Genomic DNA, 13858 nt, shown 5'->3' on the forward strand with positions numbered 1-13858 from the left:
ACGACAGGATTCTCGCAGATCCGGGAGGGGCGCGGCCGACCCGGCAATTGACGGCGGGCCGCCGCCCCCTATGATCGGATTGGAACACGAACAATCAAGCCGGCTTTCGATTCCGAACACCGGATCGGCCGGCCAGCAGGGAGAGCGCACGTCATGACCGCAACCGACACCGCAACCAACACCGCTACCGACATCAGCAACTGGCCCGCCGACCTGCTTGCCCGGGAGTTCCGGGACAAGCGGGTGCTGGTCACCGGCAGCAGCCGCGGCATCGGTGCCGCGGTGGCGGTGGCCTTCGCCCAGCTCGGCGCCCGCGTCGCCATCCATGGCCGCGACCGGGCGGCGGTGGACGCCGTGGCGGCCTCAATGGGGGCAGGCATGGGCAACGGCGTGGTCGGGCTGGCCGGCGACTTCGCCGACAAGGGGCAGACCCGTGCGGTGGTGGAGCAGGCGGTGGATCGGCTGGGCGGGCTGGACGTGCTGATCAACAATGCCGGCACCATGCTGGGCCGGGTGGCGCTGGCCGACATCGACGATGATTTCCTGCAGCAGCAGTTCGACCTGAACGCCGCCTCGGCGGTCGTCGCCAGCCGCGCCGCCCTGCCGGCGCTGATCGAGTCGAGGGGGGCCATCGTCAACACCGGCTCCATCTCCGGCCGCACCGGCGGCAGCGCCGGCTCGTCGCTCTACAGCGCCGCGAAGGCGTTCCAGGCCAGCCTCGCCCGCTCGCTGGCGACGGAGTTGGCACCGCACGGCATCCGCGTCAACGCGGTGTCGCCCGGCACCATCGACACCGATTTCCACCAGCGCTACTCGACCGCGGACAAACTGTCGCAGACTGCGGCGCGCATCCCGCTGAAACGGCTGGGGACGGCGGAGGATTGCGTCGGCGCCTACCTGTTCCTCTCTTCCAACCGGCTGGCAGGCTATATCACCGGCCAGACGATCGAGGTGAATGGCGGTCAGTTCTATAACTAAAGGCTAGGATTTCGCGAATGCGAAGGTCAAGCTTTGGCAAAATGCAAAGCGATCTCAATGATCTTGGCAGAATGCGAAGGGTAGGTGGCGCAGTCTATTGGAAAGGGGTCATTTCACAGGGTAGAAAAACACCGCGGCGTTAATGGTCCTTTGGCATTGTTCTTGTAGGCTACCTCGTTGATAACCGATCGCACGAAAGATCGGAGAGTTGCCAGCAGCCGGGTCAGAAGACGAGGTCCCCAATCATGAACGCCGCCCACCCAAGCCGGCAGACCGCCGCCCAACCGACCAAAGCCGGTCCCTTCGCCAATCTGCGCACGGCGACCAAGATCTACACCGGCTTCGGCGTGACGCTCGCGCTGCTGGTCGGCTTGGGGGCGGTGTCCTGGACGGGCTTGCGATCGAGCGACGACGCGCTCCGCCGCTATGCCGGGCAGTCGCATGTCGCCATGGCGGTGGCGGAGGCGGACACCAACATGGCCGACGCCCTGGGGGCGGCGGAGGAGTTCGTGTCCAGCGGCTCCGCCGCGGTGGCCGACCGCTTCCGCGTCGACGTGGACAAGTTCGCCAGGAAGCTGGACGCCGCCACCACGCGCATGACCAGCGCGACCGACCGCCAGGCGGCGCAGGAGATCGCCAGCCTGCAGAAGACGCTGACCGGCGGCTTCGACCAACTGGTCGCCGCGCGGACGGAGCGCGACTCGATCGTCGCGTCGGTGGTGAACAAGCTGGGCGCCGACATCCGCCGCACGCTGAGCGAGACCGTCAAGGCGGAGAAGGATCTGGGCGATCTCGACCGCACGGTGCAGGCCGCCGATGTCAGCGAGCAGTACCTGCTGGTCCGCGTGCTGGTCGCCCGCTTCGTGGCGGAGACGCAGGCCGAGGATCTGGCGCGCATCCGCAAGGATCTGGCCGATGTGACCGCCAAGGCCACGGCGCTGCGCGACGGCATGGCGGACGGGCCGGTGAAGGCCAAGCTGTCCGATGCGGTCGCCAAGCTTCCGGCCTATGGCACCGGCATCGACCGCATCGCCAGCTTGAGCGACCAGCTGAAGTCGCTGAACAATGAGACGCTGGGCAAGGCCGGCAAGGAGATCGGCGACAAGATCGGCCTGATCCGCGACCATTCCGCCGATTTCCTGTCGCAGCTGGAGACCACCGCCGCCGCCGAGGTGAAGGCGGCCGAAGGGCGCGGCACAATGGTGACGGTCGCCGCCCTGCTGATCGGCCTGCTGCTGGCCTGGGCGATTTCGCGGGCGATCACCAAGCCGCTCGGCAACATCACGCGGGCGATGGGCCGTCTGGCCGAAGGCGACCTGAGCGTCGCCGTCACCGACGACGCGCGCCGCGACGAGATCGGCGCGCTGGCCCGTGCGCTCCAGGTCTTCAAGACCAACGCCTATGAGATGGAGCGGATGCGCAAGGCGCAGGAGGAGAGCGAGCGGCAGGCCGCCGCCCAGCGCCGCCAGACCATGATGCAGATGGCCGACACCTTCGAGAGCGCGGTGAAGGGCATCGTCGACACGGTCGCCAACGCCGCCACCGGCATGCGCGACGCCGCGACCGAGCTGACCGCCACCGCGCAGGAGGCGACCGAGCGGTCGCTGCTGGTCGCCTCGGCCTCCGAACAGGCCTCGGCCAATGTGCAGACCGTCGCCACCGCGACGGAGGAACTGTCGGCCTCCATCTCCGAGATCGGCCAGCAGGTGGAGAACTCCACCCGCATCGCCACCCAGGCGGTGGCCGATGCCGACGGCGCCGACCGCACCATGCGCGATCTGGTCTCCGCCGCCGAGCAGATCGGCGCGGTGGTCGAACTGATCAGCGGCATCGCCGCCCAGACCAACCTGCTGGCGCTGAACGCCACCATCGAGGCGGCGCGGGCCGGTGAGGCCGGCAAGGGCTTCGCCGTGGTGGCGAGCGAGGTGAAGGCGCTGGCCAGCCAGACCGCGCGCGCGACCGACGAGATCCAGGCCAAGGTGCAGGAGATTCAGCAGACCACCGGCGGCGCCCAGAAGGCCATCGGCAGCATCGGCAAGACCATCGGCCACATGAGCGAGATCACCACCGCCATCGCCGCGGCCATCGAGGAGCAGGCCGCCGCCACCCGCGAGATCGCCTCCAGCGTCACCCAGGCGGCGCAGGGCACCGAGGAGGTGTCGAGCAACATCGCCGGCGTCAGCACCGCCGTGCATGAGACCGGCGACGCCGCCGGCCGCGTCCGCGGCACCTCGCAGGAACTGGCGGTCGAGGCCGAGCGCCTGCGCCGGGAGGTGGGGACCTTCATCGCGACGGTGCGGGCGGCGTAGGGGGTGTTGCTATCCCCCTCTCCCCCTCGGGGAGAGGGTCGGGGTGAGGGGGATGCACCGCGTGGATTTGATAAAGGAGCCGGGGGTGCGCGATGCTTGAAGATCCTCGCCGCGCGCCCCCCTCACCCTAACCCTCTCCCCGCTTTCGGCGGACCAGAGGTCCGCCTGTCGCGTCAGCGCAAACTTAGTTTGCGCGTGAGCGGGGGGGAGAGGGGATTGTCTGCCGAACCCACGTCACCAGGGCCGGAAGCGGCATTGCGCCGGCGGTGCGGGCGATTTCGCGGCCGTGATGGACCAGGACCAGCGACGGGATGCTGCGGATGGCGAAGCGGCCGGCGAGGTCGGGAGAGGCCTCGGTGTCGATCTTGGCGAGGCGGACGTGGGGTTCCAGCTGGGCCGCGGCCTGGGCGAAGACGGGGGCCATCATGCGGCAGGGGCCGCACCACTCGGCCCAGAAGTCGATCAGCAGCGGCAGGTCGCTCTTCTCGGCATGCGCGGCGAAGCGGCGGGCGTCGAGCGCCACCGGCTTTCCTTCGAACAGGGCGTTGCCGCAGCGACCGCACTTGCCGCCGCCCAGACGGGCCGGAGGCACGCGGTTCAGCGTGTCGCAATGCGGACAGGCGATGTGCAGGCTGTCGGCGGCTGTGGAAGAACCGGGGCCTGTGGAAGACTGACCGGAAGCTTGGGCGGTGGGCGGCATGGCGGGGCTCCTTCCCCTGGCAGCTTGTCCACCGTCGATGTATGGGGCCGGAGCCGCCCGCTCAAGATCCCCTCAAGGCAGGCGGGCCTACTCCTGACGGCCCATTAGGCCTTCCAGCTTTGCGAAATCCACATATTGCGCCGGCCGGTCCTTCAACAGGTCCGGGGTCGCCTGGGCATTCTCCCGCGCGCATTCGGCGACGTAGCGGGCCAAGAGGTCGCGCATGACCTCGGCCAGAGGCGTCTGCCGCTGACGTGCGTAATTCTTGGCGACATCTTTGATTCGGCGGTCAACGCGCAAAGAGATCGTCGCCTTCTTTGGATGAAACGGATCTCCGATCATGACGATCCCCCACCAATCTTGCTGATCCACGTTATTTGGATATGCCGGATCGGTGGTGGATACAAGGATCCATGGGAAGGCAGGCGATAAAACTTGGGGATGATAACTTGTGAATTTGTGTGGATAAAATTTCCGCTGGTTTTCTTCTCCACAGAATCTGTGGATAGATGTGTGCGCAATCTCCGAACAGAATCATCCACACCCTTCCGGCTGGCCTGTCCGGCCTGTGGATGAGTGGGTTTGCCTATTTTTTGGGCGGATGGGACTGCTTCTCCGCCCCCGATCCGCCGACCAGCCGCAGCCGGCCGGCCGGGGACAGGTCGGGCAGGATGGACAGCACGGTTTCCTCGGTCAGTTCGCCGATCTGGCGGCGCTTGGCGCGGGCGGCGGAGGTCGCGGCGCGCAGGGAGTCGAAATCCACAGGCTCGGCCTGGAGCAGGGCGCGCACCCGCTGCCCGGCCTCGCGGTACTCCTGGGACAGCGCGTCGTAGCGCGGGCGCAGCGGCTCGAAGGCGGCGCGCAGGACAACGGCGTCGGCGTCGGACAGGTCGGCCGCCACATGCTCGACGAAGCGGTCAGGCATCGGCCGGTAGGGCGGGGGCGGCGGGTTGCGGATCGTCGCCACCAGCATGGCGCCGAGGAACAGGTTCAGCGCCAGCGATGCCAGGGCCAGCGTGCGCAGGCTGATCCGCTGGCGCAGTCGGGTCAGGACGGACGGCTGGGGGGCGGCGAAACCGCTCATCGGGAGTCTCCGTCGAACAGGGTGACGACCTCGTCGCTCAGCAGGGCCAGTTCCTGGCTGCGCGGCGCGGTGGGGGCGGGGCTGGCAAGCTGTCCGGTCAGCCAGCCGAGCGCGAGCAGGGCGACGCAGAAGCCGGCGACCGTCCGCCGCGGCATCCGGCCGAGCAGGAGCATCGCGATGCTGTCCTGCGGCATGGCGCGCGCCGCCTTGCCGACGGCGGCCAGCAGCCGGTCGACGCGGGCATCCTCCACCGGCGGGGCGGGGGTGGCGAGCAGGCGGTCGAAGGACTGCGCATCCTCCAGCGCCGTGCGCAGGGCGGGGGAGCGGGCGAGCGCGGCGTCGGCCGCGGCGCGCAACTCCGGCGGCCAGCGCTCCGGGGCGGCGCCGTACTCGTCCAGGTGGCGGAGGAAGTCTTCGTCGGTCATGGCATCCTCCCTCCTCATGGGGCGTCGGCGGCGGTGAGCGCGGTCTTCAGCGCGGCGCGGGCGCGGGCCAGCAGCGAGGCGAAGGCGCTTTCGCTCATGGTCAGGACCTCAGCGGCCTGCCGCAGGCTGAGCCCCTCCTGGTGGAACAGCACGACGGCGGCGCGCTGGCGGTCGGGCAAGGCGGCCAGCGCCCGGTTGACCCGCTCGGCGGTCTGGCGCTCGGCGATGCGGGTCAGCGCGTCGGGGGACTCGTCGGGCGGATCGCCGGCGTCCTCCAGCGGCGACCAACCGGGACGGCGGCCGCGGTCGATGGCGAGGTTCATGACGATGCGGTAGAGCCAGGTGGTGAAGGCGGCCCGCGCCCCGTCCCAGCGGCCGGCATGCTGCCAGACCCGCAGGAAGGCCTCCTGCGCGATCTCGTCGGCGTCGGACGGGTTGCCGGTCATCCGCTGGGCCAGCGCCACGGCGCGGCGCATGTGGCGGGCGGCCAGCCGGTCGAAGGCGGCGGCGTCGCCACCGGCCACGCGCTCCATCAACCCGTCGTCGCTGTCGGTGTCGTCGGCCACCGGGGCTCCGCTCATGCCGTGGGCGAGAACTATGCCCAAGAGGGGGGAGAGGCGCCACCTCCCTCTCCCCCCCGGGGAGAGGGTCGGGGTGAGGGGGATGCATTGCGGGACCTTTGGAAACGGGCCGCCGCGCGACCCCCTCACCCTAACCCTCTCCCCGGGGGGGAGAGGGGATCTCGCGGGGGTGATAAAGATTCTGAAAGTTGAGAGCATCGCACCCATCCGCCGCCCTCCTATTCCGCCGGAGCGGCGATGGCGTGCCGGCTGCTGCGCCGCAGGGCCAGACGCTCCAGGGTCAGATAGACCACCGGCGTGGTGTAGAGCGTCAGCATCTGGCTGACCAGCAGGCCGCCGATGATGGCGATGCCGAGCGGGCGGCGGATCTCGCCGCCGGTGCCGAAGTCGAAGGCGAGCGGAACCGCGCCGAGCAGCGCCGCCATCGTCGTCATCATGATCGGGCGGAAGCGGACCAGCCCGGCCTCGCGGATCGCCTCCAAGGGCGACAGGCCGCGTTCCCGCTCCGCCTCCAGGGCGAAGTCGATCATCATGATGGCGTTCTTCTTGACGATGCCGATCAGCAGGATGATGCCGATCAAGGCCACGATCGACAGGTCGTAGCCGGTCAGGATCAGCGCGATCAGCGCCCCCAGCCCGGCCGACGGCAGGGTCGACAGGATGGTCAGCGGGTGGATCAGGCTTTCGTAGAGCACCCCCAGCACGATGTAGATGGTGATCAGCGCCGCCAGGATCAGCAGCGGCTGGCTGGAGGAGGATTGCTGGAAGGCGCGCGCGTCGCCCTGGAAGCCGGCGCGGATGCTGGCGGGCATGCCGATGTCCTCCGCCGCGCGCTGGATCAGCTCGGTCGCCTGGGACAGCGAGACGCCGGGGGCGAGGTCGAAGGTCAGGTTGGCGACCGGGAATCCGCTCTGGTGCTGGATGCTGGCGGCCTGGTTGCCGATGACGACGCGCGACACCGCCGACAGGGGCACCATGCCGCTGCGGCCCGTCACAAAGATGCGCTTCAGGTCGTCGGGGCCGAGCGCTTCGGCGGGATCGACCTCCAGCACCACCTTGTGCTGGTTCTGCGCCAGATACATGGTCGAGACCTGCCGCTGGCCGAAGGCGTCGTAGAGCGTCGCCTCCAGGCTGCTGAGCGACACGCCGAGGCGGGTGGCGGCGTCGCGGTCGACGATGACGTTGGCCTGGATGCCGCCGTTCTGGCGGTCGTTGGCGACGTCGACCAGCTCCGGCAGGGTGCGCATCTTCTCCACCAGCTTGGGCGCCCATTCGTTGAGCGCGCCGATGTCGGCGTCCTGCAGGCTGTAGCGGTACTGGCTGCGGCCCTGGAAGCCGCCGACGCGGATGTCCTGCACCGGCATCAGGTAGAGCTGCACCCCCGGCACCCGGCCGGCGCGCTGGCGCAGCCGCTGGGTGACGGTGGGCAGGTCGTCGCGCTCCGCCTTCGGTTTCAGGGCGATGTAGATCTGGCCGGAATAGGTGCCGCCGGGACCGCCGCCGCCGATGGTGCCGCCGACGCTGGCAACTGCCGGGTCGCCGGAAACGGCCTCCTGCAACGCGCGCTGGCGCGTCACCATGGCGCGGAAGGAGATGTCGGGCGGCGGGTCGCTGAAGCCGATCAGCAGCCCGGTGTCCTGCTGCGGCACGAAGCCCTTCGGCACCTGCCCGTAGAGCCAGACGCTGACGCCGATGATGGCGACCGTCGCCAGCAGCATGGTGCGGCGGTGGGCCAGCACCCAGTCGAGGCCGCCGGCATAGAGGCCGAACAGGCGGTCGCCGATCCAGCCGAGGGCGCGGGCGAGGCGTCCGGGGGGTGCGCGTTCCGCCTCCGGGGTCAGCAGATGGGCGCACATCATCGGGGTCAGGGTCAGCGACACCACCGCCGACACCGCGATGGCGACCGACAGCACCACGGCGAACTCGCGGAACAGCCGGCCCTGGATGCCGCCCATGAACAGGATGGGGATGAAGACGGCGACCAGCGACAGGCTGATGGAGATCACGGTGAAGGCGACCTGCCGGGCGCCCTTCACCGCCGCCTCGAACGGCTTGGCGCCCTTTTCGATATGGCGGACGATGTTCTCGATGACGACGATGGCGTCGTCCACCACGAAGCCGACCGAGATGGTCAGCGCCATCAGCGAGAAATTGTCCAGGCTGTAGCCGACGATCCACATCACGCCGAAGGTGCCGGCCAGCGACAGCGGCACCGAGGCCGCCGGGATCACCGTCGCCCACAGCCGGCGCAGGAACAGTGCCATCACCATCACCACCAGCGCCACCGTGACCGCCAGCGTCTTCTGCACGTCGTCGATGGAGGCGCGGATGGTCGGTGTGCGGTCGGTGCGCACCGACAGGCTGACCCCCGGCGGCATCCAGCCGCGCAGGGTCGGCAGCTCCGCCCGGATGCGGTCCACCGTCTCCACCACGTTGGAGCCCGGCTGCTTCTGGATGTTGATCAGGACGGCGCGCTGGCCGTCCTGCCACGCTGCGGTGCGGCTGTTCTCCGGCGCCTCGATCACCTCGGCGACGTCGCCGAGACGGATGGTGGCGCCGCTCTTCTCGGTCACGATCAAGCGGCGGTAGGCGTCGGCGCCGAACAGCTGGTCGCTGGCGCCGATGGACCAGGACTCGTGGGTGCCGTCGAAACTGCCCTTCGGGCCGTTGGCGTTGGCCTGGGAGATGACGCTGCGGATCGATTCCAGGCTGACGCCCATGTTGGCGGCTGCGGCGGCGTTGACGCGCACGCGCACCGCCGTCTTCTCCGCCCCGTTGATGGAGACCTGGGCCACCCCCTCGATCTGGCTCAGGCGCTGGCCGATGATGCTGTCGGCGAGATTGTAGAGCTCCGCCGGGGCCAGCGTGGTGGAGGTCATGGCCAGCGTCATCACCGGCGCGTCGGCCGGGTTGATGCGCCGCATCTTGGGCGGGCTGGGCAGGTCGGCCGGCAGGTCGCCGCCGGCGGCGTTGATGGCGGCCTGCACGTCGCGCGAGGCCGATTCCACGTCGCGGTTCAGGTCGAACTGCACGACGACGGTGGTGCTGCCGAGCTTGCTGTTGGAGGTCATCTCCGACACCCCGGCGATGCGGGCGAGCCGGCGTTCCAGCGGCGTGGCGACGGAGGCGGCCATGGTCTCCGGGCTGGCGCCGGGCAGGGCGGCGGTGACGATGATGGTGGGGAATTCCACCTGCGGCAGCGGCGCCACCGGCAGGAAGCGGTAGGCCACCATGCCGAGGATCATCAGCCCGACCATCAGCAGCGACGTGCCGACCGGCCGCCGGATGAACAGGGCGGAAAGCGAGGCGGCGGACGCCAGCGGGTTGATGTTGAGGGAGGCCATGGTCGGCTACTCCGCCGCCGCCCGGCCGGGAGCCTGATCGTTGCCGGGCTCGGCCGCCGGCTTGCGCCGCCATGGCCGCAGCCAGCGGCCCAGCCGGTTGCCCAGCCGGTCCATGTAGAGATAGACCACCGGCGTGGTGTAGAGCGTCAACACCTGACTGAGCAGCAGGCCGCCGACGATGGCGATGCCCATCGGCTTGCGCAGTTCCGACCCGGTGCCGTTCTCCAGCGCCAGGGGCAGGGCGCCGAGCAGCGCCGCCATGGTCGTCATCATGATCGGGCGGAAGCGCAGGAGCGACGCCTCGTAGATCGAGCGTTCCGGCGCCATGCCCTGGTGACGTTCGGCCTCCAGCGCGAAGTCGATCATCATGATCGCGTTCTTCTTGACGATGCCGATCAGCAGCACGATGCCGACCAGCGCGATCAGCGACAGGTCATGGCCGGTCGCCATCAGGGCCAGCAGCGCGCCGATGCCGGCCGACGGCAGGGTCGACAGGATGGTGATGGGGTGGATCGTGCTCTCGTACAGCACGCCCAGCACGATGTAGACCGCGACCACCGCCGCCAGGATCAGCCAGGGCTGGGTGTCGAGCGAGGAACGGAATTCGGCGGCGGTGCCGGCGAAGCGGGCGGTCGCGGTGTCGGGCATGCCGATGCTGTCGCGCGCCTGCTGGATCGCCGCCACCGCCGCGCCCAGCGAGACGCCGTGCGCCACGTTGAAGGACAGGGTGACGGAGGGGAACTGGCCCTGGTGGGTGATGACCAGGGGAGCGGTCTTGCGCTCCACCGACACCACGGCATTCAGCGGAACGACGGTGCCGCCGCTGGCCTTCACATAGATCTTGGACAAGGACGCCGGGTCCATCTGGAAGGACGGCTCGACCTCCAGGATCACGCGGTACTGGTTGGTCTGGGTGTAGATGGTGGAGACCTGACGCTGGCCGAAGGCGTCGTAGAGCGTGTCGTCGATGGCCTGGGGCAGGACGTGCAGGCGGCTGGCGGCGTCGCGGTCGATGGTGAGATAGACCTGCAGGCCGTCCGGCTGCTGGTCGGTCGCCACGTCGGTCAGCTCCGGACGGGCGCGCAATGCTTCCAGAAGGCGCGGGGTCCAGTTTTCCAGCTCGCGCGGGTCGGCGTCCTGCAACACATACTGGTACTGGGTGCGGCTGACGCGGCTGTCGATCTGCACGTCCTGCACCGCCTGCATGAACAGCGACACGCCCTTGAGGTCGCCGGTGGCGGCGCGCAGGCGGGCGATGATCTCCTCCGCCGAGGAACTGCGCTGGTCGCGCGGCTTCAGCGCGATGGTCAGGTTGCCGGTGTTGGTGGTGGCGTTGACCGTGCCGGTGCCGACGAAGCTCGCCACCCCGGCCACGTCGGGATCGCGCCGCACGATGTCGGCGACCTCGCGCTGGCGCTCCGCCATCGCCTTGACCGAGATGGACGGGGCGGCGTCGGTCACGCCGATGATGACGCCGGTGTCCTGCTGCGGCAGGAAGCCCTTGGGCACCACGTCGTAGAGGTAGAGGGTGGCGGCCAGCGTCGCGATGGTGACCAGCAGCGTCGCCGGCTGGTGGCGCAGCACGAAGCGGAGCGAGGCGGCATAGCCGTTCAGCAGCGCGTCGAAGCCACGCTCGGTCCAGCGGAACAGGCCATTGGGCTTGCTCTCGGTCTCCGGTTTCAGCAGGCGGGCGCACATCATCGGCGTCAGCGTCAGCGAGATCACCGCCGACACCAGCACGGCGATCGACAGCGTGATGGCGAACTCGCGGAACAGCCGGCCGACCACCCCGCCCATGAACAGGAGCGGGATGAACACGGCGATCAGCGACAGGGTCAGCGACACGACAGTGAAGCCGATCTGGCGGGCGCCCTTAAGGGCGGCCTGCATCGGCTTCTCGCCCTGCTCGATGTAACGGACGATGTTCTCGATCATCACGATGGCGTCGTCGACGACGAAGCCGGACGCGATGGTCAGCGCCATCAGCGACAGGTTGTCGAGGCTGAAGCCGCACAGCGCCATGATGCCGAAGGTGCCGATCAGCGACAGCGGCAGGGCCGCGGCCGGGATCACCGTCGCCCACGCCTTGCGCAGGAACAGGAAGATCACCAGCACCACCAGCCCGGCGGTCAGCACCAGCGTCTTCTGCACGTCCACCACCGAGGCGCGGATGGTCTCCGTCCGGTCGGTCAGCACCGCCATGTGGATCTGCGGCGGCAGGCTGGACTGGAGCGCCGGCAGCAGCTTGCGGATGCGGTCCACCGTGTCGATGATGTTGGCGCCGGGCTGGCGCAGCACGTTCAGCAGGACCGCCGGCTTGCCGTCATGCCAGGCGGCGAGGCGGGTGTTCTCCACCGAATCGACCACGGTGCCGATGTCGGTCAACCGCACCGGGCCGCCGTTCTTATAGGCGACGATGATCGGGCGGTAGGCGGCGGCATTCTCGATCTGGTCGTTGACGCCGATCGACCAGGACTGGCGCGGGCCGTCGAAGCTGCCCTTCGGCGCGTTGACGTTGGCCTGGGTGATGGTGGTCCGCACATCCTCCAAAGTCAGGCCGAGACCGGCGACGGCGGCCGGGTTGACCTGAACGCGCACGGCAGGACGCAGGCCGCCCTCAATCCCGACATAGCCGACGCCGTCGACCTGGGACAGCTTCTGCGCCAGCAGCGTGTCGGCGGCGTCGCTGACGGTCTCCAGGCGGAGGCTGTCCGAACTCAGCGCCAGCACCATGACCGGCGTGTCGGCGGGATTGACCTTGTCGTAGACTGGCGGGTTGGGCAGGCCCTTGGGCAGCGTGCCCGACGCGGCGCTGATCGCCGACTGCACGTCCTGCGAGGCGGCGTCGATGTCGCGGGTCAGGTCGAATTGCAGGGTGATGACCGACAGCCCGAAGGAACTGGTCGACACCATGGAGGAAATGCCGGCGATCTGGCCGAGCTGGCGTTCCAGCGGGGCGGTGACGGACGACGCCATCACCTCGGGTGCTGCGCCCGGCAGCTGGGTGGTGACGCGCACCGTCGGGAAATCGACCGTCGGCAGCGAGGAGATCGGCAGCGCGCTGTAGCCCAGCAGGCCCAGCAGCACCACCGCCAGCATCAGCAGCCCGGTGGCGACCGGCCGCAGGATGAAGGGGGCGGAGATGTTCATGAGGGCTGCCGTCCCTCACGCTGCTGGCGGTCGCGCCGCCATTCCTCCTGCGGCGCCGGGGTGGTCGCCGACGCCGGTGCCTGTGGTGCCGACGAAGCGATGGGTTCAACGATGCGGATCTTGGAGCCGGGCTGCAGACGGTACTGGCCGTCGACCACCACACGCTCGCCGGGGGTCAGGCCTTCGTCGATGATGGCCTTGTTTTCCTCCTGGCGGGCGACCTTGATCGGGCGCTGTTCCACCGTCTGGTCGTCCTTGATGACATAGGCGTAGGTGCCCTGGGGGCCGCGCTGCACCACGGTCGCCGGCACGGTGGTGGCGCCGCGGCGGACGGTGGAGAGCAGGCGGACATTGACGAACTGGCCGGGCCACAGCTTTTGCGGATCATTCGGCATCTGCGCCTTCAGGCGGATGGTGCCGGTGCCGCTGTCGATCAGGTTGTCCACCACCGCCAGTGCGCCGGTGTCGAGAACGCGGCGGCCTTCCCGGTCCTGCGCCTCGACCGTCACCGCCCCTTGCGCCTGGGCGGCGAGCACGGCCTGCAACTGCTTTTCCGGCAGGGTGAAGAGGACGGCGATGGGCTGGATTTGCGTGATGGTGGCGATGCCGCTCTGGTCGCTGGCCCGCACCACGTTGCCCTGGTCGACATTGCGCAGGCCGATGCGGCCGCTGATCGGGGCGGTGATGGTGGTGTAGTTCAACTGGACCCGCACCGCCTCGACCGCCGCCTCGTCGGCGCGGATCTGCGCCTCGTACTGGGCGACCAGGGCGCGCTGGGTGTCGACGGTCTGGCGGGAGGCGAATTCCTTCAGGTTCATGTTGCGCTCGAGGTCGCGCCGCGCGTTGGCGAGCTGCGCCTCGTCCTGCGCCTTCTTCGCCTCGGCCTGGGCGAGCTGGGCCTGGAGCGGGCGGGAATCGATGGTCGCCAGCAGGTCGCCGGCCTTGACCAACTGCCCTTCCTGCAGGGAGACGCGCTGAAGCTCGCCATCGACGCGGGCGCGCACGGTGACGCTGTTGAAGGCCTGGACCGTGCCGATGCCGTCGAACCAGATCGGCACATCCTCCCGCGCCACGGTACCGGCCTGCACCGCCACCACGTTGCTGCGTGCGCCGGCCGGGGGGCGGCCCGGCTGTGTCGCTGCCTGGGGGGCCAGCTTTTGCTGAACCGCGTAGCCGACGCCACCGACCAGACCGGCGAGAATCACACCGGTGACCACCGGCTTCCAACGAATCGTCATGACCTGTTCCGACGCTTGCCCCGGCGCTTGACCGGACGGCGTTTTCGGC

General features: G+C 69.3%; 10 protein-coding genes. 2 read left to right on the forward strand and 8 right to left on the reverse strand.

Annotated features, from left to right (window positions below):
• Positions 1-153: 153 nt before the first annotated feature.
• A complete protein-coding gene (locus ACCD06_RS32340) occupies positions 154-978 on the forward strand; it encodes an SDR family NAD(P)-dependent oxidoreductase (RefSeq protein WP_413346415.1) in 825 nt (274 codons plus the stop codon).
• A 245-nt stretch (positions 979-1223) separates the two neighbouring features.
• Complete coding sequence (locus ACCD06_RS32345; protein WP_413346417.1) at positions 1224-3287, forward strand: methyl-accepting chemotaxis protein; 2064 nt, start codon at positions 1224-1226, stop codon at positions 3285-3287.
• 184 nt (positions 3288-3471) lie between these two features.
• Here ACCD06_RS32345 and trxC read toward each other — a convergent pair whose 3' ends face one another.
• The 8 genes from trxC to ACCD06_RS32385 all read right to left on the reverse strand — a co-directional run bounded on the left by trxC (position 3472) and on the right by ACCD06_RS32385 (position 13809).
• Positions 3472-3987 carry a thioredoxin TrxC gene (gene trxC, locus ACCD06_RS32350; protein WP_413346419.1) on the reverse strand — a complete coding sequence of 172 codons (516 nt, stop codon included), beginning with the start codon at positions 3985-3987 and terminating at the stop codon, positions 3472-3474.
• 87 nt (positions 3988-4074) lie between these two features.
• Positions 4075-4329, reverse strand: coding sequence for a hypothetical protein (locus tag ACCD06_RS32355; RefSeq protein ID WP_246457282.1), 255 nt, complete (start codon positions 4327-4329; stop codon positions 4075-4077).
• Positions 4330-4573: 244 nt separating this feature from the next.
• The gene (locus ACCD06_RS32360; RefSeq protein ID WP_413346421.1) at positions 4574-5071 is read right to left on the reverse strand and encodes a periplasmic heavy metal sensor; all 498 of its coding nucleotides are present in this window, start codon (positions 5069-5071) and stop codon (positions 4574-4576) included.
• Entirely contained in the window at positions 5068-5496 is a 429-nt protein-coding gene (locus ACCD06_RS32365) for a hypothetical protein (protein WP_413346423.1), read from the reverse strand. The genes ACCD06_RS32360 and ACCD06_RS32365 overlap by 4 nt, the downstream gene beginning before the upstream one ends.
• Positions 5497-5510: 14 nt before the next feature.
• The gene (locus ACCD06_RS32370; protein ID WP_413346425.1) at positions 5511-6062 is read right to left on the reverse strand and encodes an RNA polymerase sigma factor; all 552 of its coding nucleotides are present in this window, start codon (positions 6060-6062) and stop codon (positions 5511-5513) included.
• Positions 6063-6295: 233 nt separating this feature from the next.
• A complete protein-coding gene (locus ACCD06_RS32375) occupies positions 6296-9421 on the reverse strand; it encodes an efflux RND transporter permease subunit (RefSeq protein ID WP_413346427.1) in 3126 nt (1041 codons plus the stop codon).
• Positions 9422-9427: 6 nt separating this feature from the next.
• Positions 9428-12571: a multidrug efflux RND transporter permease subunit gene (locus ACCD06_RS32380; protein WP_413346429.1), complete on the reverse strand. Its 3144-nt coding sequence runs from the start codon at positions 12569-12571 to the stop codon at positions 9428-9430.
• Positions 12568-13809 (reverse strand): efflux RND transporter periplasmic adaptor subunit, encoded by a 1242-nt coding sequence (locus tag ACCD06_RS32385; protein WP_413346431.1) that lies wholly within the window; start codon positions 13807-13809, stop codon positions 12568-12570. Before ACCD06_RS32385 ends, ACCD06_RS32380 begins: the two co-directional genes overlap by 4 nt.
• Positions 13810-13858: the final 49 nt, after the last annotated feature.

The sequence above is a fragment of the Azospirillum sp. CT11-132 genome (genome assembly GCF_047302835.1).
Lineage (GTDB): Bacteria > Pseudomonadota > Alphaproteobacteria > Azospirillales > Azospirillaceae > Azospirillum.